The organism is Micromonospora sp. PRAS1, assembly GCF_059553435.1.
On record NZ_JCANNB010000008.1, the window covers coordinates 196,874 to 214,605 of the forward strand.

General features: G+C 71.3%; 18 protein-coding genes and 1 pseudogene. 14 read left to right on the forward strand and 5 right to left on the reverse strand.

Annotated elements, in window-relative coordinates; genetic code table 11:
* Positions 1 to 32: 32 nt before the first annotated feature.
* From AC507J_RS10590 to AC507J_RS10600, 3 genes are all read right to left on the reverse strand, one after another.
* Positions 33 to 1,382: an FAD-dependent oxidoreductase gene (locus AC507J_RS10590; protein WP_496288926.1), complete on the reverse strand. Its 1,350-nt coding sequence runs from the start codon at positions 1,380 to 1,382 to the stop codon at positions 33 to 35.
* A 12-nt stretch (positions 1,383 to 1,394) separates the two neighbouring features.
* A complete protein-coding gene (locus AC507J_RS10595; protein ID WP_496288927.1) occupies positions 1,395 to 1,742 on the reverse strand; it encodes a TcmI family type II polyketide cyclase in 348 nt (115 codons plus the stop codon).
* A gap of 116 nt (positions 1,743 to 1,858) precedes the next feature.
* Positions 1,859 to 2,668, reverse strand: coding sequence for an AfsR/SARP family transcriptional regulator (locus tag AC507J_RS10600; protein WP_496288928.1), 810 nt, complete (start codon positions 2,666 to 2,668; stop codon positions 1,859 to 1,861).
* 400 nt (positions 2,669 to 3,068) lie between these two features.
* Between AC507J_RS10600 and AC507J_RS10605 the strand changes: the two genes are divergently transcribed.
* The 13 genes from AC507J_RS10605 to AC507J_RS10665 all read left to right on the forward strand — a co-directional run bounded on the left by AC507J_RS10605 (position 3,069) and on the right by AC507J_RS10665 (position 15,470).
* Positions 3,069 to 3,392 carry a TcmI family type II polyketide cyclase gene (locus AC507J_RS10605; RefSeq protein WP_496288929.1) on the forward strand — a complete coding sequence of 108 codons (324 nt, stop codon included), beginning with the start codon at positions 3,069 to 3,071 and terminating at the stop codon, positions 3,390 to 3,392.
* A 22-nt stretch (positions 3,393 to 3,414) separates the two neighbouring features.
* Positions 3,415 to 4,185: an SRPBCC family protein gene (locus AC507J_RS10610; protein ID WP_496288930.1), complete on the forward strand. Its 771-nt coding sequence runs from the start codon at positions 3,415 to 3,417 to the stop codon at positions 4,183 to 4,185.
* Positions 4,178 to 4,576 (forward strand): cupin domain-containing protein, encoded by a 399-nt coding sequence (locus tag AC507J_RS10615; protein ID WP_496288931.1) that lies wholly within the window; start codon positions 4,178 to 4,180, stop codon positions 4,574 to 4,576. Before AC507J_RS10610 ends, AC507J_RS10615 begins: the two co-directional genes overlap by 8 nt.
* On the forward strand, positions 4,573 to 5,847 hold the full coding sequence (locus AC507J_RS10620; RefSeq protein ID WP_496288932.1) for a beta-ketoacyl-[acyl-carrier-protein] synthase family protein: 1,275 nt from the start codon (positions 4,573 to 4,575) through the stop codon (positions 5,845 to 5,847). The genes AC507J_RS10615 and AC507J_RS10620 overlap by 4 nt, the downstream gene beginning before the upstream one ends.
* Positions 5,844 to 7,091, forward strand: coding sequence for a beta-ketoacyl synthase N-terminal-like domain-containing protein (locus tag AC507J_RS10625; protein ID WP_496288933.1), 1,248 nt, complete (start codon positions 5,844 to 5,846; stop codon positions 7,089 to 7,091). Before AC507J_RS10620 ends, AC507J_RS10625 begins: the two co-directional genes overlap by 4 nt.
* Positions 7,092 to 7,093: 2 nt before the next feature.
* Positions 7,094 to 7,405, forward strand: a complete 312-nt coding sequence (locus tag AC507J_RS10630) for an antibiotic biosynthesis monooxygenase family protein (RefSeq protein ID WP_496288934.1) — start codon at positions 7,094 to 7,096, stop codon at positions 7,403 to 7,405.
* A gap of 375 nt (positions 7,406 to 7,780) precedes the next feature.
* Positions 7,781 to 10,198 (forward strand): sensor histidine kinase, encoded by a 2,418-nt coding sequence (locus AC507J_RS10635; RefSeq protein WP_496288935.1) that lies wholly within the window; start codon positions 7,781 to 7,783, stop codon positions 10,196 to 10,198.
* Positions 10,188 to 10,613 carry a roadblock/LC7 domain-containing protein gene (locus AC507J_RS10640; RefSeq protein WP_496288936.1) on the forward strand — a complete coding sequence of 142 codons (426 nt, stop codon included), beginning with the start codon at positions 10,188 to 10,190 and terminating at the stop codon, positions 10,611 to 10,613. Before AC507J_RS10635 ends, AC507J_RS10640 begins: the two co-directional genes overlap by 11 nt.
* A 29-nt stretch (positions 10,614 to 10,642) precedes the next feature.
* Positions 10,643 to 11,044, forward strand: a complete 402-nt coding sequence (locus AC507J_RS10645; RefSeq protein ID WP_496288947.1) for a DUF742 domain-containing protein — start codon at positions 10,643 to 10,645, stop codon at positions 11,042 to 11,044.
* Positions 11,028 to 11,618, forward strand: a complete 591-nt coding sequence (locus AC507J_RS10650) for a GTP-binding protein (RefSeq protein ID WP_496288937.1) — start codon at positions 11,028 to 11,030, stop codon at positions 11,616 to 11,618. The genes AC507J_RS10645 and AC507J_RS10650 overlap by 17 nt, the downstream gene beginning before the upstream one ends.
* A gap of 68 nt (positions 11,619 to 11,686) precedes the next feature.
* Positions 11,687 to 12,658, forward strand: a complete 972-nt coding sequence (locus tag AC507J_RS10655; RefSeq protein WP_496288938.1) for an ABC transporter substrate-binding protein — start codon at positions 11,687 to 11,689, stop codon at positions 12,656 to 12,658.
* A 229-nt stretch (positions 12,659 to 12,887) separates the two neighbouring features.
* Positions 12,888 to 13,052, forward strand: a complete 165-nt coding sequence (locus AC507J_RS10660; protein ID WP_496288939.1) for a hypothetical protein — start codon at positions 12,888 to 12,890, stop codon at positions 13,050 to 13,052.
* Positions 13,053 to 13,184: 132 nt separating this feature from the next.
* A complete protein-coding gene (locus tag AC507J_RS10665) occupies positions 13,185 to 15,470 on the forward strand; it encodes a HelD family protein (RefSeq protein ID WP_496288940.1) in 2,286 nt (761 codons plus the stop codon).
* Here the strand turns inward: AC507J_RS10665 and AC507J_RS10670 are convergent.
* A pseudogene (locus tag AC507J_RS10670) lies at positions 15,459 to 16,193 on the reverse strand (class I SAM-dependent methyltransferase); the annotation flags it as partial. The gene AC507J_RS10665 and the pseudogene AC507J_RS10670 overlap by 12 nt on opposite strands.
* A 45-nt stretch (positions 16,194 to 16,238) precedes the next feature.
* Entirely contained in the window at positions 16,239 to 16,820 is a 582-nt protein-coding gene (locus AC507J_RS10675; RefSeq protein WP_496288941.1) for a GNAT family N-acetyltransferase, read from the reverse strand.
* A gap of 39 nt (positions 16,821 to 16,859) precedes the next feature.
* Between AC507J_RS10675 and AC507J_RS10680 the strand changes: the two genes are divergently transcribed.
* Complete coding sequence (locus AC507J_RS10680; protein ID WP_496288942.1) at positions 16,860 to 17,423, forward strand: helix-turn-helix domain-containing protein; 564 nt, start codon at positions 16,860 to 16,862, stop codon at positions 17,421 to 17,423.
* Positions 17,424 to 17,732: the final 309 nt, after the last annotated feature.

The window sequence follows — 17,732 nt, forward strand, 5'->3', positions numbered from 1 at the left end:
TCGGGTGCCGGGGCCGTTGATGGGGCGACGACTCAGTCCTGCTCGCCCCGATAGGTGTAGAAGTCGTCGACGAACTTGCGGCGCAGTGGCGGCACCCGGCTGGTGACCCGGAAGTAGCCCCGGGCGCCGAGCAGCGCGAGCCGGCCGAACACCGGTCGGTACATCCGGTCGTCGCCGTTGGTTCCGCTGCGGTTCAGCGAGTCGGCCACCCGGGCGAAGCCGTACGGCACCATCGCCGCCTCGTAGTCGGCGATCGCCTGCACCAGGGTCTTCTCGCCTGCGGTGGCGAGAACCAGCTGACGGCGCAGCAGGTTGGCGTCCCGCAGTGCGGTGTTGGCGCCCACCCCCCGGCCCGGGGTCATGGTGTGGATCGCGTCGCCGAGCAGGGTGACGGTGCTGCTCTTCCAGGGCGGGACGGGCTCCGAGGTGGACACCCGGATCGGCAGGGCACTGGCCGGGTCGGCCCGGCTCAGCAACTCCCGCAGGTGCGGGTGCCAGTTCGCGGTCAGGTTGAGGGCCACCTGGATCAGTTCCCGGCCGCGGCGGTGCATCACGTCGGCGGGGAAGCGGCGGGCGGTGCTCCACACCACCAGGTTGATGTTGTCCCTGGTGGGGTCGTGGCGCAGCCCGGGCCAGTCGGCGAGCAATGCCGCGTCGGCGGGGGAGACGTCCGGCTTGAGCCGGCCGTCGGCGTCCCACTTGAACTCCATCACGTGCAGTACGCCCATCACACCGCCGGTGCCGAAGATCAGCGAGATGCCGCGCTGCACGGTCGGTGGCAGCAGCGACCGGGTGTGCGGGGTCAGCGGGATCCGGGTGGCGATGTTTATGGTGCCGGCGTCCCGGATCACCGCGTGCGGCAGGTACTGGCGGCGGACCGCGGACTGCGTGCCGTCCGCCGCCACCAGCAGGTCACCGGTGGCGGTGCTGCCGTCGGCGAAGTGGGCCGTGACGGTGCCGTCGTCGTGCTGGTCGTAGCTGGTGAAGGTGCGGTCGAAGTGGACCACGTCGGTCAGGCCGGTAAGCAGCACCTGCCGCAGCGTCATCCGGGCCACCGACCGTTCCGTGTCGACCGGGTGGCTGTCCGGCCGCAGCGGAAACGACGCGGTGTGTCGCATCTTCTGGTTGAGCACGTTGAAGTAGCGCGGGGAGCGGGCACAGGTGGCCAGGTAGATCTCGAACAGCTCCGGCGGCAGGCAGTCACGCAACGCCCGGCTGCCGGTCGGGCCGATGCCCACCCGGTAGCCGAGCAACCCGTCCGCCCGGGTGGGGTGCCGTTCGTAGACGGCGACGCTGATGCCGGCCCGGCGTAACCCGTGGGCGAGGCAGAGGCCACCCGTGCCGGCGCCGACGATCAGGACGTGGGGTGCCCGGGAGGCCATGGCGGGCCCCGTTCAGCCGGCCGCGCGCGGCGCGGGAACGTCCACGGCGTCCCAGCGGTAGAAGCAGTTGGCTATGGCGTCGCGCGGTGAGCGCCAGGTGGGCAGGTACGGCGAGGTGTGGGCGGAGAGCCGTTCGTTGACCTGGAGGTAGAGCGGGTGGTTGCGGGCCGCCGCGAGGGCGTCCGAGCCGACCTCGTCGGTCTCCATCAGGTGTACGCACAGATCGTGCAGGCAGTACAGCGACCGGTGGCGTACCCCGGTAAGGCCGGGCAGTTCGGTCGCGTCGGATTCGGCGAAGATCTGTCCCACCCGCCCCTCCGCGCCCGGGATGATCCTGCTGACGATCACTAGACGGCTCATCGGACCCCTCTCACCGGTGGGCGTACCCGGACTCGTCGCCGGGTAGCGGCCCGCTCACCCTGTATCGCCGGCAGTCACCTGCCCGTCAACGGCTCCGGTCGCCCCGGTGACGGCGCTCAGCGGGCCTGCGACCTGGGTCGGTTCGACGGTTGCCCGGGCGGTCGGGGCGCCGGCCGGCTGGCCCGCCGGATCGGTTCGAGCGTCTCGTCGAGCAGCGCGGTCATCGCCGGGGAGGGCTCCAGCCGCAGCTCCCGTAGCAGCAGATCCCGGTAGACATAGAAGGCGTGCACCGCCTCGAAGGCGTTCCCCTCGGCGAGATGGATGCGGACGACCAGCCGGTGCGGTGTCTCCCGCAACGGTTCGGCGGCCATCGCCTCCAGTGCCGCCTCGAGGGCCTCTCCGTGCCGTCCGGCGGCCAGGTGCTGACCGGCGAGCTGTTCGAGCATGTGCAGGCGGAGCTGGCGCAACCGTTCGCGGTTGGTCAGCACCCAGTCGTCGTACCAGCCGGGGAGCAGGTCGTGCCGGCCTGCGGTGAGGGCCAGTGTGGCGTCCTGCGGCGGCTGGCCGTCGCGGACCCGGGCCGCAGTCTCGACCAGTTCGTCGACGTCGACCCGTACCGACGGGTCGAGCCGGACGGTGTCGGCGGTGATGATCATCGGGCAGTACGGGTCCTGGCGCAGCCGCCACAGCGCGGTACGCAGCGACGACAGGGCTCGTTCCTCGGTGGCCTCCGGCCACAGCAGTCCGGCGAGGTAGGTACGGGTCGAGCCGGACCGCAGCCCGATAAGCGCGATGACCCGTTGCAGCCCCCGGGGCACCAGTACCGGTGTGCCGCCGCGGGTCAGGCGGAAGCCACCGAGCAGATGCAGGGCTACCTCGACGTCCCGGTGCTCTCCCGTGGTCGGGGCGGTCGGATCGGCGGCCACGGCGGCACCCCCTGCGAAACGCGTCGGCTGCGGTCTCGGCCGGGTCCCGGCTGGCCGCCGTGACGCCACCGTCGAACACTGCTGGGCCACGCGTCGGTGGACGCGCCAGCCGGGGTCTGACCGTCGCGGAGATTATCAATAACGATTACTCTGAGTCAACATCCATGTCGGCAAGGCGACCTCTTAGCCATCCATGAAAGCGGCTCTGAACTGGACAATTTTGCCGATCATGCGAGTGCTGGCTGCACAGCCCATCCACAGCTTACGTCAACGTAGCGTCACCATTGACGATCGTGCCGCTGTGCGGCGGTGACGCACGGATGACGCCGGCCCCCGCATGGTCTCGGGAGTCGTCAGGAACGCCGGGTGGCGTCGCCGCCAAACCACGGGGAGGCGCAACATGGATCGCACGGTGATCGTCGCGAAGATCGACCCGGCTGCCGTGGACGCGGTGGCCGAGATCTTCGCCGAGTCCGACACGACCGAGCTGCCCCACCTGGTGGGTGTCCAGCACCGGTCGCTCTACCGACTGCACGACCTGTACGTGCACCTGCTGGAGACCGATTCACCGGGCGACGGCGCGGTGGCGGCGGCCCGGGAACATCCCGAGTTCGAGCGGGTCAGCGCGCGACTGCGCCCATTCATCACGCCGTACCTGCCGGACTGGCGTTCCCCCCGGGACGCCATGGCCCGCTGCTTCTACCGCTTCGACGGACGGTCGTGACCGCCACAACCGAGGAGGAACGATGACCGTCACCGACGGCCGCTCGCTGACCGGCGAGATAACCGACATCCTGGTGACCAACTGCGGCCTGGACCCGGACGTCGCCGCCCGGGCGCCGACCGCCTCGCTCGAAGAGCTGGGGATGGACTCCCTCGCCCTGCTCGAACTCGCCGCGGTCGTCGCCGACCGGTGGCGGGTGACCATTCCCGAGCAGGCCACCCAACTGAGCATCCCCGCGGTGGCCGACCTGGTCGCCCGGGGCGCCGATCCGGCGGCCCGGTCCGAGCCCGCCGATCCGCCGGCCACCGACCCGCCCGGACACACCGAGAACAGCATCCTCATCGCCGCGCCGCTGGAGCTGGTCTGGTCGGTCACCAACGACGTCGCCGGCTGGCCCGAGCTGTTCACCGAGTACGCGCGGGCGGAGATCCTCGGCCGCGACGGCGAGACCGTCCGGTTCCGGCTGACCATGCATCCCGATGAGAACGGGGTGGCCTGGAGCTGGGTCAGCGAGCGGACCCCCGACCCGACCAACTGGCAGGTACTGGCCCGCCGGGTGGAGACCGGACCGTTCGAGTACATGAACATCCACTGGACCTACCGGCAGGAACCGGAGGGCGTCCGGATGACCTGGATCCAGGACTTCGCGATGAAGCCGACCGCGCCGGTGGACAACGCCGGGATGACCGAGCGGATCAACACCAACAGCGTCGTGCAGCTGGCGGTGATCAAGGAGCGGATCGAACGGCTGGCGCGCGAACGGACCGACCGGAACGGGGACGACGATGAGTGAGCTGGCCCTGGTCGCCGCCCGGGACGTGCCGGCCGACCGCCGCCGCGGCGGCGAACTGCGCGTGCTGCTCGGCCCGCGTACGGTCGGCAGCACCTCCGGCTTCATGGGGGTGGCAAGCATGGCGCCGGGGGAGCGGATCGCCGAGCACTACCACCCCTACAGCGAGGAGTTCCTCTACCTCGTCCACGGCTCGATCACCGTCGACCTGGACGACGAACCGGTGCCGCTGGTCGCCGGCGAGGCGCTCTTCGTGGCCCGCAACGTCCGGCACCGGCTGCGCAACACCGGCGACAGCCCCGCCGAGGTGGTCTTCCACCTCGGACCGCTGGCCCCCCGGCCGGAACTCGGCCACGTCGACACCGAACTGGTTGAGCAGCGAGACGGGTCATGACCGGCCGCCGCACCGTGGTCACCGGCATCGGGGTGGTCGCCCCCGGCGGCGTCACCCGGGACCGGTTCTGGAAAAACATCACCGAGGGGCGTACGGCGACCCGACGGATCAGCTTCTTCGACCCGGCGCCGTTCCGCTCCCAGATCGCCGCCGAGTGCGACTTCGACCCGGATGCCGCCGGGCTCACCACCGAGCAGCAACGACGCGCCGACCGGTACGTGCAGTTCGCGCTGGCCTGCGCCGCCGAGGCCGTCGCCGACAGCGGACTGGAGCTGACCGACGCCGAGCGGGACCGGACCGGCGTGGTGCTCGGTACCGCAGTCGGCGGCACCATGGCCCTGGAACAGGAGTACGTCACGGTCAGCGACTCCGGCCGCAACTGGCTGGTCGACGCCGCGCTCGGCGGCCCGTACCTCTATCCGGCGCTGGTGCCCAGCAGCCTCGCCGCCGACGTGGCCTGCCGGCACGGGCTGCACGGCCCGGCCCAGGTCGTCTCGACCGGCTGCACCTCCGGCATCGACGCGATCGGGTACGCCCACCAGCTCATCGCCGACGGTGAGGCGGACATCGTGCTCGCCGGTGCCGCCGACTCGCCCATCTCACCGGTCACCGTCGCCTCCTTCGACGCCATCAAGGCCACCAGCCCGGACAACGCCGAACCGGCCCACGCCTCCCGACCCTTCGACGCGGACCGGCGCGGCTTCGTGCTGGCCGAGGGGGCGGCGGTGCTGGTGCTTGAGGAGGCCGGTCACGCCCGGCGGCGCGGCGCGCACGTCTACTGCGAGGTCGCCGGCTACGCCAGCCGCAGCAACGGCTACCACATGACCGGGTTGCGCCCGGACGGCCGGGAGATGGGCCTGGCCATCAGCGACGCGCTGCGCCAGGCCCGGCTGGCGCCCGAGGACGTCTCCTACATCAGCGCCCACGGCTCCGGCACCCGGCAGAACGACAGGCACGAGACGGCCGCGTTCAAGCGGGCCCTCGGGCCGGCCGCGTACCGGGTGCCGATCAGCTCGATCAAGTCGATGGTCGGACACTCGCTGGGTGCCATCGGCTCGATCGAGATGGCCGCCTGCGCCCTGGCCATCGAGTTCGGCGTGGTGCCGCCGACGGCCAACTGGGCCACCCGGGACCCGGAGTGCGACCTGGACTACGTGCCGAACACCGCCCGGGAGGTGCCGGTCGACGTGGCGCTCTCGGTCGGCAGCGGCTTCGGCGGCTTCCAGTCGGCGATGCTGTTCCGCCGGCTAGCCCGCGAGGTGTCGGCGTGACCGAGCAGCGGCGGCGGGCGGTGGTTACCGGGATCGGCGTGGTCGCGCCCAGCGGGGTGGGTGCCGAGCGGCACTGGCGTACCGTGCTCTCCGGCCAGCGGCGTACCGGCCCGATCACCCTCTTCGATGCCAGCGGTTATCCGACCCGGCTCGGCGGCGAGGTGGCGGACTTCGACCCGGCCCGGTACACCGACAACCGGGCCCTGGTGCAGACCGACCGCTGGACCCATCTCGGCTTCGCGGCCACCCGGTTGGCGCTGGCCGACGCCGGCCTGCCCGAGCAGGCGACCGACCCGTACGGCTGGGCGGTCACACTGGCCAGTTCCTCCGGCGGCAACCTCTTCGGCCAGCGGGAACTGCAACGGCTCTGGTCGTCTCCGGCGCGTACCGTCGGGGCGTACCAGTCGATCGCCTGGTTCTACGCGGCCAGCGTCGGTCAGCTCTCCATCCGGCACCAGGCGAAGGGACCGTGCGGGGTGCTGGTGGCCGAGTCGGCCGGTGGCCTGGACAGCCTCGCCCACGCGGTACGCACCATCCGGCGCGGCGCGTCCGTGGTGCTGGCCGGGGCGACCGAGTGCCCGCTGAGCCCGTACGCGCTTGCCTGCCAGGCGCGCTCCGGGCTGCTCAGCGAGGCCACCGACCCGGAGCGGGCCTACCGCCCGTTCGACGTCGGTGCCTGCGGTTACCTGCCGGCCGAGGGTGGTGCGGTCTTCGTGGTCGAGGAGTATGGCCACGCGGCGGCCCGGGGCGCCCGCAGCTACGGCGAGGTGGCCGGCTGGGGTGCCACCCACGACGCGGCGCACACCTCGTCCACCTCGGCCGGCGACCCCCACCAGTACGCCCGGGCGATGCGGCTGGCGCTGGGCCGGGCCGACGCCGAACCGGCCGAGGTGGACCTGGTGGTGCCCGACGCTCTCGGGGCGCTGCGCTACGACCGTGCCGAGGCCACCGCGCTGCGGGCGGTATTCGGCGACGCGGCGCCGGTGAGCACCCACAAGGCGTTGACCGGGCGGGCACACCAGGGCGGGTCGGCGCTGGACGTGGCCACCGCCCTGCTCGCCTACCGGCACGACACGCTGCCCGCGTCGGCCGGCCCGGACCGGGTCGCCGACGGTTGTGAACTGGATTTCCTCCGCGAACGCCGACGCCCGCGTACCCGGGTGGCGCTGGTCTGCGCGCGGGGCTTCGACGGATTCAACAGCGCGCTGGTGCTGCGTGGGGCGGCACCGGCCGGAGAGGACTGACGATGACGCGAGGACGGGTGGTCTTCCTGGTCCGGGTGCCGGCGGAACGCACCGACGACTTCCTGCGGGCGTACGAGGCGGTCCGGCACCTGGTCGCCGACGGCGTACCGGGTCACCTGGTCGACCAGGTGTGCCGCTCGTCGACCGATCCGGAACAGTGGCTGATCACCAGCGAGTGGGCGAGCCTGGCCGACTTCGAGGCGTGGGAGCGCAGCCCCGAACACCGCGATCTCGTCCGGCCCATGCGGGAGTGCTTCACCGATGCCCGTTCGCTGCGCTTCCACGTCCACGCCCAGACCCCGGTGCCGGCCTGACCCGCCGCCCCCGGACACCGCCGGTGCCGGCTCGACCCGCTAACCCCGGACACTGCGCGGTGCCGGGGGCCGGGAGCGGTTCCAAGCCCCCGGGTGGCCGGGTGAGTGGTGCTACGCAATGGACCCAGAGCTGACCATCCATGTGGCTTAACGGCGCTGCCCGAAAGGGCAGAACCCGAGTCCCGAGCCCATCAGGATTCCGCCCGAGGGTTGTGAGAGGTCAGGTATGCCGCGATATTGCTGTGATCAATTCCCCTGATGCCACCACACCGGCGCACGCGCTCCTGTGGTGATTGGAGAGCGTGTGTCCACACAGGATCGCGGCGGATGCAGCCTGCCAGCTGACCACTGCCCGTTCGGGGCACCGAGGAGCCTGTGGTGACACGGGACGGCGGAAGCATCCGCAGTCGCCTTGTCGCGATCATCGCCCTTCCGGTGGCGGCCGTACTGCTGCTGCTCGGCTACGTGACAGTCGTCGAGGTGTCGTCGTACCAGGCCGTCCGGAAGGCCAGCGAGGCGGTGGCGCTCGTCCTCGTGGTGCAGGACCTGACCGATGAGTTGCAGGTCGAGCGGGGCATCAGCGCCGCGCTGCTCGGTGGCAACGAAGGGTTCCGCAACGAGATCGCACCCGCCCGCGAGCGGGTGGACCAGCGGCGCCAGGCGGTCGAGCAGGCGATCGCCGCAGGCGGGCCGGTGGCTGACCGGGTGGGCGCCGCCCTACGGGAACTCGACGGCCTCGCCGTGGTCCGCGCCGCCACCGACAGCGGCAGCGCCGCACGGGCCGCGACCTTCGAGTTCTTCACCGAGCGGATCGCCGCGCTGAACCGCCTCGACTACGACCTTGACCAATCGGAGGATCACGAGCTGCACCGACACGTGGCCACCCTCGCCGCGTTGAGCCGGATCAAGGAGAGCACCGCCCAGCAGCGGGCGTTCCTCAACGGAGTCTTCTCCGCAGGCGGCTTCGCCGAGGGCGAGTTCCTCCAGTTCGCCGAGTTCCGCGCGGCCCGGGACGCCGCCCTCGCCGACTTCGATGAGTACGCCACGGCGAGCCAGAAGGCGGCAAACGACTGGGTGCTGGACACCGGTGCGGCCCGGGTGGCCGGCTATTTCGAACAGGTCGCCCTGGACGCCTTCGACGGCCGCCGGATGCAGGTGAACCCGCAGGCCTGGTGGTCGGCCCTCACCACGGTGCTGGACGGCATGCGCCAGATGCAGGAGTACCTTGGCGCGGAGATCGAGGCGCGGGCCGCGGAACGGCAGGCCGAGTCCACCCAGCGTCTCCTCGTGCTCGGCGCGATGGTGACGCTCTTCCTCGCCGGGGCGATCGCCCTGCTGGTGGTAGCGGCCCGGTCGATCACCCGGCCACTGGCGATGCTCGCCGCCGAGGCGCACGACCTCGCGGCCAACCGGCTTCCGGTCGCCGTGCGTCAGTTGCAGGACGGCACCGGCGAGAGCGAACCGCAGGCACCGGCCCCGGTCCAGGTGCCGGCGCGGTCCAGCACCGAGGTTCGCTCGGTGGCCGGCGCGCTCGACCAGGTACAGGCGGTGGCCTTCCGCCTCGCCACCGAACAGGCGGTGCTGCGCCGTAGTACCAGTGAGTCCCTGGCCAACCTCGGCCGGCGTAACCAGAACCTGCTGCGGCGCCAGCTCAGCTTCATCACCAAGCTCGAACGGGAGGAGACCGACCCGGCCGGGCTGGCAAACCTCTTCGAACTGGACCACCTCGCCACCCGCATGCGCCGCAACGCGGAGAGCCTGCTGGTCCTGGTGGGTGCCGGCGGACCTCGACAGTGGACCCGGCCGCTGCCGATCGCCGATGTGATCCGGGCAGCGATCTCCGAGGTCGAGGAGTACCGGCGGGTGCAGATCCGCCGCATCGACGACGCCTGGGTGGTTGGCGCCAACGTCAGCGCGGTGGCCCACATGCTCGCCGAACTGGTCGAGAACGGACTGACCTTCTCCCCGCCCGACGCCGACGTGGAGATTCAGGGCCGGCGTACCGGGGACGGCTATCTCATCGCCGTCACCGACGGCGGCATCGGGATGTCTCCCGAGGATCTGGCCCAGGCCAACGCCCGGCTGCGCGGTGAGGTCGACTACGTCTCGGCCCCCACCCGCTACCTCGGACACCACGTGGTCGGTCAGCTCGCCCAGGATCTGGGCATCGACGTGCAGCTGGCACCCTCCCCGGTCACCGGGGTGACCGCCCGGGTGCTCCTGCCGTCCACAGTGCTCACCGGTCCGGATGCGATCGAGTCGGGCGACGGACCGGGTGAGGCAGGGACCGCGCCGGTCGCCATCACCGCCGGCTCCGTCACCTCCCGGGTCGCCGCCGAGCCGCAGGCGACGCCGTCCGGCCTGGCCCCGGCGACCGCGGTCCGCCCGATGCCGGCGGTCGGGATGGCCGAGGTCGGCACGCGTACCGGCGTCGGCGCACCGGAGGGCGACCACGGCGCGCCGTCGGCGCCCACCGCCCGGGCCCAGCCCACCGGCGGCTCACCCATCATCGTCGGCGAGTTGGCCTCGCCCGAGCCGGTGGCGGAGCGGACCACCAACGGGCTGCGCAAGCGCCTGCCCCGCGACCGTCGGGAGAGTACGCCCGCGCGCACTGCCGGCCCGGCCGCACCCGCCCAGCGCGCTGCGGCGATGGACGACTCACCGATGGAGATCCGGAACCGGTTGACCGCGCTGCGGGCCGGAACGCTACGTGGCCAGGTCGAGCGGTCGGCACCGGTGACCGGGTCCGGCGACGACACCACGATCGAGCCTTGGGGGGCACGTGAAGGTTGACATCCAGAGCGATCCGCACCAACTCAACTGGCTGCTGGCGAACTTCGTCCGGCAGACGGACGGAGTCCGGGACGCGGTCGCCGTCTCCTCCGACGGGTTGCTCATCGCCGTCTCGGCCGGTCTGAACCGGGGCGCCGGGGACCAGCTCGCCGCCATCGTGTCCAGCATGGCCAGCCTGGCTCGGACCGCCTCCCGCAAGTACGACTTCGACGGGCTCAAGCTCATCATGATCGAGATGAGGCGGGGCTTCCTGCTGGTGTCGGCGATCAGCGACGGTAGTTGTCTGGGGGTGCTCGCCGACGGCGACTGCGACCTGGGCCTGGTCGGGTACGAGATCTCGCTGCTCGCCGACCGGTTCGGCACCATGCTGACCCCGGCGTTGATCTCCGAGTCGAGACGGGTCCTGCCGCGGTGAGCGTCGGACCGCGGCTGCCCGATCCGCGGATGATCCCGTACTGGACCGCAGTCCCGGCGCCGGCCGACCCCGCTCCGGAGGCGCAGCCGTGGTCCGCGCCGGAGCCCTCGGACGAGGCGGCGGTACGTCCCTTCCTGCTCACCGGCGGGCGCACCCGACCGGTCCAGGACGGGCTGCGGGTGGAGACCCTGCTCTCCGCCCGGCCGGCGGCGCTCTCCGCACCGCTGCGATTCGAGGCCCGCCGGATCGTCGAGTTGTGCCAGCGGCCCCGCACCGTGGCCGACCTGGCGGTGGCGCTGCGGGTACCGCTCGGCGTCACCCGGGTACTCGTGGCAGACCTGCTCACCGAGGGCTATCTGCGCCGCGAGGAACAGGGCGAGCTTTCCGTCGCCATGATCGAGAGGATCAGGGACCGTGTCCGCGCTCTCTAGTCAGCCGCCCCTGCCCACCGCGGTGAAGATCGTGGTGAGCGGAGGTTTCGGAGTCGGCAAGACCACCTTCGTCGGTGCGGTGTCGGAGATCGAGCCGTTGGTCACCGAGGCCGATCTGACCGAGGTCTCGGTGGGGGTCGACGACACCTCGGTGGTCGCCGGGAAGACGACCACCACCGTGGCCCTGGACTTCGGTCGGATCAGTCTCGACGAGTCCCTGCTGCTGTACCTCTTCGGCACGCCCGGCCAGGATCGGTTCGCCTTCCTCTGGGACGACCTCGTGGCGGGTGCCCTGGGTGCGGTCGTCCTGATCGACACCCGGCGGATCGAGGACTGCTTTCCCGCCATCGACTACTTCGAGGACCACCAGATTCCGTTTCTGCTGGCCGTGAACAACTTCGACGAGACTCGCCGGTTCGCGCTGGCCGAGGTGCGCGAGGCCCTCGGCGTCGCGGACGAAGTGGTGTTGGTGGAGTGCGATGCGCGTCAGCGGGAGTCGGTCAAGCAGGTGCTACTCGCGCTGACCGAGGTGGTCCTGGCGCAACGCCTCGCCCGGGCCGGCGTGGGCCGGTGACCGGAAGCAGGCCGGTTTCCGCCGGTGCCGGGCGGCCGGGGCGCAACGAGAAAGAGGAGACAGCAGCGATGCAGACGACAGGCTGGACCAGGGCGCTCGCCCTCGCCACCACGGCCGTCCTGGCGCTGGCCGGCTGCGCGGCCGAGATCCAGCCCCGGGTCGCGGCACCGGGCCCGCCCGAACGCACGGAGTGCGGCACCCTGACCATCGCCAACCTGCCATGGATCGGCTACGAGGCGAACGTCGCGGTGGTGGGCCACCTGGCCAAGAACCGGCTCGGCTGCACGGTGGTGGTCAAGGACCTCACGGCGGAGGACGCCTGGGCGGAGGTCGCCGCCGGCACAACTGACGTCATCCTGGAGAACTGGGGCCGCGAGGCGCTGAAGAAGCGTTACATCGACGAGGAGCGGGCGGCCGTCGAGCACGGCATGACCGGCAACAAGGGGGTCGTCGGCTGGTACGTCCCGCCGTGGCTGGCCGAGCAGTACCCGGACATCACCAACTGGAAGAACCTGAACGACTACGCCTACCTGTTCCGTACCCTGACCTCCGGCGGTAAGGGTGTGCTGCTCAACGGGGACCCCTCCTACGAGACAAACGACCGGGCGCTGATCCGCAATCTGAAGCTGAACTACACGGTTCACACCACTGGCAGCGAGGACAAACTGATCGAGGCATTCCGGGAGGGGGAGCGGAACCGGCAGCCCGTGATCGGCTATTTCTACGCGCCGCAGTGGTTCCTGGCCGAGGTCGACCTGGTGCACATCGAACTGCCGCCCTACACCCCCGGCTGCGACGCAAAGCCGGAGAAGGTTGCCTGCGACTACCAGCCGTACGACCTCGACAAGATCGCCAACCGGAAGTTCGCCGAGTCGGGCAGCCCGGCCGCCGAGCTCATCAAGAACTTTCAGTGGACCAACGCCGACCAGAACGAGGTGGCCCGTTATCTCACGGTCGACAAGTTGTCCCATGACGAGGCGGCCAAGAAGTGGCTGGACGCCAACCCGGAGATCTGGCAGACCTGGCTGCCCGGCGACTGAGCCGAACAGCCACACCGCCTACCAGCCGCGCCGCGGGCCGATCCGGCGCCGGCACCGAGATTGGTAGACGGAACCGATCATGCCCGGCGGGAACCGCGTCGGCAATCCCGCCAGTCGTCCATTTCGGTTATCCATTTGCATCTGGCCACATCAATCGTGGCTGCCCTAGGGTTCTCGCATTGAGGAACCGCGTGATTACCGCGCGTATCGATATGGGGGTAGCGATTTCATGACCGGCCCGCTGCATTTTCCGACCGAAACCGTCGATCGTCGGCCCCGAACCATCCGGTCGGGCCCGGAGCTGCCCGGCACCCGCAGCGGGCTGGGCCAGACTCAGGTGGTCGCGGTGCCACCGCAGAGCGTCGCACCGGAGGAACGCCCCGACGAGAAGTGATCCGCGCCCCCTGCCACTTTCATTGTAGGGGGCGAAACCGGCCTTCGGATCGTCGCGAAGACTGATTTATCCGCCCTTGAACTGGTCATACGCTTCGCCGGACAGTCAAGCCGTGCGTTGCGGGGGGCCATCGTGTCTGACGTCAGGGGCCGGGAGATCGCTGCCGAGCAGCGGGTCGTGGACCGGGTCTACGAGTTGCTGGAGGGGATGCGGGCCCGGGCCAACGACCTCGCCGGTGAGGGCCACCGGCGGGCGACCGGCGGCCCGGCCACCGGTCTGGTGGAGCGGGACGCGATGGTGCACCGGGCCGCCGTGCGGCTGCGGGCGCTGGACGTCGAGGCGGAGGGCATCGTCTTCGGGCGACTCGACTTCGACGACGGCGAGAGCTTCCACATCGGCCGGCTGGGCGTACGCGACGGTCTGGAACCGCTGCTGGTCGACTGGCGGGCGCCGGCCGCTTCGGCGTTCTACCGGGCGACGCCGGGTGAGCCGCTCGGTGTGGTCCGCCGCCGGGTCATCATCTGCCGTGGTCAGCAGGTCGTCGACCTCGACGACGACGTGCTCACCCCGGACCGGGCCGGTGACCTGCGCGTGCTGGGCGAGGGTGCCCTGCTGTCCGCGCTACGTCGCTCCCGTGGGCCGCACATGCGCGACATCGTCAGCACCATCCAGCGCGAACAGGACGAGGCCATCCGGGCGCCGGCCCGGGGCGTCACCCTGATCAGCGGCGGGCCGGGCACCGGCAAGACCCAGGTCGCGCTGCACCGGGCCGCGTACCTGCTCTACACCAACCGGGGGCGGTTCACCGACGGCCGGATCCTGGTGGTCGGCCCCTCGACGGTCTTCACCCGCTACATCAGCCGGGTGCTGCCCTCGCTCGGTGAGGAGAGCGTGCACCTGCGGGCCCTCGGTGAGCTGGTGGAGGGGGTCACCGCCACCCGCCGCGACCGCGCGCCGGTGGCGCGGATCAAGGGCGACGACCGCATGCGGGACGTGCTGGTCGAGCTGAGCTGGCAGACGCCGCCGACCGCACCACGCCGGCTGCGACTTGTGTACGCGGGCCAGGTGCTCACGCTCGACGCGGAGGAGCTGGCGGCGGCCCGCCGCCGGGTACGCGCCCGCTGCGAGGTGGACGGCACGAAGCCCAACGCCGCCGGCCCGACCGCCGCTGCGGTACTTGTGGCGGCGCTGTGGCAGCAGGTGGCGGGTAGGCACCTCGATCGGGAGCTGTTCGCCGAGGAGGTCGGCGATCGCAACGAGCTGCACGCCTTCCGGCGGGCGTGGTGGCCCCCGCTGACCCCGACCGAGGTGCTCGGCTGGCTCGGCGACGACGACCGGGTGGTCGGTCTGGACTCCGAGGCCGCCGAGACGCTGGCCGCGACGTACCGGAGCCGCTCGGAGTGGTCCGTCGACGACGTGCCGCTCCTGGACGAACTGGCCGGGCTGCTCGGCGAGCCACCCGCCGCGCCGCGCGCACCGGAACCGGAGTGGCAGCTGCGCGAGCTGACCACCGGCACCCGGACGGTGGCGACCTTCGTGCTCAGCTGCGGGCTACAGCAGGGCTGGGAGCTGTACGCCCCCAACCTCGCCACCCCGTTCGCGCTGGCCGGGCCGGGTATCGACAACGACGCGATAGGTGCGGCGCAACGCTGGGCCGAGGCGGTCATCCTCCGGGAGGGACACCACGTCGTCGGCTGGACCGACGGCTTCGACCCGCACGGCGAGGAGGGCTACGTGCCGCTGCTGGCCGAACCGCTGCCCGTCGAGGAACCCGACGACGACCCGGTCACCGACGAGCCGTACCTGCACGTCATCCTCGACGAAGCCCAGGACCTCTCCCCGATGGAATGCCGGATGATCGCCCGTCGCGTCGAGTACGCCTCGATGACCGTCGTCGGTGACCTCGGGCAGGCCACCCATCCGCTGGCAGCGCAGTCCTGGCCGCAACTGCTCGCCCGGATCGGCAAGCGCGAGATCCGCACCCTGGAGCTGCACACCGGATACCGGGTACCGCAGGTCATCGCCGAGTACGCGGCACAGGCCCTCGCCCCCGGGATCGCACCCACCCGGTCGTATCGGCCCGGCGGCACGCTCTCCGTGCGGCAGGTCGACGACCTGCCCGCCGCGCTCCGCGACGCGCTCGGGCAGGCACCACGGGACGCGACCGTCGCCGTCATCGCCGCCGACGACCGCGCCTTGCTCATCGACCTGCCGGACGTCGCGGTCGTGCCGGCCAGCCTGGTCAAGGGCCTGGAGTACGACCACGTCATAGTGGTGGAGCCGGCCGAGATCGTGGCCGCCGAGCCGCGCGGGATGAACCGGCTGTACGTCGTACTGACCCGGGCTGTCGACACCCTTGTCGTGCTGCACCAGGACGCGCTGCCCGCCGCCCTACGCTTCGCCGCGTCAGGCGATTAGCAGGCGAAGACCGAGTTCGGCCGCGTCGAGATCGAGGAGCTCAGCGTTGCGTGCCGCCCACCGACCCGAGGCGAGGTCGGCGCGGAGGCTCTGCACGGCCCGCTGCTCGACGTCGGGCCCGACCCTGGCCCAGACCGACGTCCCGCGCCGGACCTCCTCGTCCAGGTACGCCTCGGGCCGGCGCCAGTACGCCTCGAAGAAGCCGTCGACGCAGTCCCACGGGACGGGCACCGGCTCCTGGCGGGCGCCGATGGCGTCGGCCAGCTCGTCCAGCGAGGGCCGGTCGACCAGGAGGTCTGCGACTTCGGGCAGGTAGTCGCGGGTGAGCCAGAACCGGTCAAGCCATGCGCTGTCACCTGTGTCGTGGGTGAACACCACCACCCGGCGGGCGACCCGGCGCAGCTCGAGCAGGCCCGCGATCGGGTCCGGCCAGTGGTGGAGGGTGGCGAAGGCCATCGCCGCGTCGAAACACTGGTCCTCGAAGGGAAGGTGCGCCGCGGCGGCGGCCACGCAGGGCGCGGCCTCTGCGGGGCGCTGCGCCCGCATCAGCGCCGATGGTTCCACTGCCGTGACCGCCCGGTCGGTGGGCTCGTAGGAACCGGTGCCTGCCCCGACGTTCACCACCGTCCGCGCGTCGCCGAGCGCGGCCCAGAGCTGCGCGGCGATCCGCGGCTCGGTGCGCCGCGTCACGGTGTAGCTGGCTCCGATGGTGTCGTACAACTGTGTGCTGGACATGGCCCGCCTCCCTGACCCGGGAGGGTAGCCAATTCAGCTCGCCTCCGGCGGCCCGTCGTGGATGACCAGGGGTTCTGGTGGCCCGTCGCGGATGACCATGGGTTCTGGTGGCCCGTCGCCGGGGACCAGGGCGAGCTGTGTGATGGCGACGTCGCGCCAGGCGCCGTGCTTCCAGCCGATGCGCCGGTGCACCCCGACCGGTTGGAATCCGAGCGCCGCGTGCAGCCCCAGGCTCGCGTCGTTGGGCAGGGTCGTCTTCGCCACCGCCACCCGGTAGCCGCGCTCGACCAGCCGGGGCAGCAGTGTCTGGTACAGCGCCCGGCCCGCGCCGGTGCGGCGCCGCCCGGCCTCCAGGTAGACGCTCACCTCGCAGGACCAGCGGTACGCCGGCCGGGCGGCGAAGGGCCGGGCGTACGCGTAGCCGATGACGGACCCGTCCAGCTCGGCCACCAGCCAGGCGTGCGTACGGCTCGCCTCCTCGATCCGCCCGGCCATCTCGGCGACTGTCGGCGGCTCGGTCTCGAAGGTGACTGTGGTGTCCAGCACGTACGGCCGGTAGATGGCCGCGCAGGCGGCGGCGTCACCCGGCCCGGCATCGCGGATCCTCAGCGGCATGTCACTATGTTAGCTCTATAGCTGACTATAGTGTCACCCATGTCGGACCGCCTGACCGCCGAGCTCGCCGCCGCCCTCCGCGCCGCCCGCGCCGCCCGGGGACTGTCGGTAAACGCCCTGGCCGAGCGCTCCGGCGTGTCACGGGCCATGATCGCCAAGGTCGAACGCGGTACGGCGCAACCGACCGCAGTCCTCCTCGGCCGGCTCAGCGCGGCGCTCGGCCTCACCCTCTCCGAGTTGTTCGCCCGTGCCGAGGAGCAGGCCCCTCGGCTGTCCCGCAGCGCCGATCAGCCCGTCTGGGTCGATCCGAAGACGGGCTACCGGCGTCGCTCGGTGTCACCCGCAGGCGGCTCGGTCCAACTGGTCGAAGTGGAACTTCCGGCCGGCGCGGAGGTTTCCTACCCGGCCGACTCGTACGCGCTGGCCGACCACCAGATCTGGGTGTTGCAGGGCCGCCTGCGCTTCCAGGAGGGCGACGTCGAGCACGAGCTGAGTGCCGGTGACTGCCTGGAACTCGGCGAACCGGCCCCCTGCTCCTACCGCAACGTCACCGACCGCCCCTGCCGCTACGTGGTGATCCTCAGCCGTCGCCAGCCCGGATAACCGGAGCCAACGTCAGATCTTGGAAATTTGGCGTTCGTCTTTAACGGAACGTTTCCAAGGTCCGGTTCCTGGCCGCTGCTGCGAGCGTGGGAATTGCGCGGCGGTGGAGGCTGTCGGAACTGTCTTGTATGGTCGGACGCGTAATCGTCAATGCGCGATCCCTCTTCCCCGATCAATTGCGGCTGAGGGCGGTCGCGCGTTTCAGCAATGGCGTCGTGATGTAACAAAACGCAACACGGAGAGGGGTGGCGGATGGCCGACGACATGGGATCGACAGTCCCCAGGAGACAGCTTGGGCGGGCGCTGCGC

Excerpts from the sequence above, each read along its gene's own strand:
- AC507J_RS10595 (WP_496288927.1), bottom strand. The coding sequence starts at position 1,742 with ATGAGCCGTCTAGTGATCGTCAGCAGGATCATCCCGGGCGCGGAGGGG.
- AC507J_RS10605 (WP_496288929.1), top strand. The coding sequence starts at position 3,069 with ATGGATCGCACGGTGATCGTCGCGAAGATCGACCCGGCTGCCGTGGAC.
- AC507J_RS10675 (WP_496288941.1), bottom strand. The coding sequence starts at position 16,820 with ATGCCGCTGAGGATCCGCGATGCCGGGCCGGGTGACGCCGCCGCCTGC.
- AC507J_RS10610 (WP_496288930.1), top strand. The coding sequence starts at position 3,415 with ATGACCGTCACCGACGGCCGCTCGCTGACCGGCGAGATAACCGACATC.
- AC507J_RS10645 (WP_496288947.1), top strand. The coding sequence starts at position 10,643 with ATGATCCCGTACTGGACCGCAGTCCCGGCGCCGGCCGACCCCGCTCCG.
- AC507J_RS10655 (WP_496288938.1), top strand. The coding sequence starts at position 11,687 with ATGCAGACGACAGGCTGGACCAGGGCGCTCGCCCTCGCCACCACGGCC.
- AC507J_RS10680 (WP_496288942.1), top strand. The coding sequence starts at position 16,860 with ATGTCGGACCGCCTGACCGCCGAGCTCGCCGCCGCCCTCCGCGCCGCC.
- AC507J_RS10660 (WP_496288939.1), top strand. The coding sequence starts at position 12,888 with ATGACCGGCCCGCTGCATTTTCCGACCGAAACCGTCGATCGTCGGCCC.
- AC507J_RS10590 (WP_496288926.1), bottom strand. The coding sequence starts at position 1,382 with ATGGCCTCCCGGGCACCCCACGTCCTGATCGTCGGCGCCGGCACGGGT.
- AC507J_RS10615 (WP_496288931.1), top strand. The coding sequence starts at position 4,178 with ATGAGTGAGCTGGCCCTGGTCGCCGCCCGGGACGTGCCGGCCGACCGC.
- AC507J_RS10630 (WP_496288934.1), top strand. The coding sequence starts at position 7,094 with ATGACGCGAGGACGGGTGGTCTTCCTGGTCCGGGTGCCGGCGGAACGC.
- AC507J_RS10620 (WP_496288932.1), top strand. The coding sequence starts at position 4,573 with ATGACCGGCCGCCGCACCGTGGTCACCGGCATCGGGGTGGTCGCCCCC.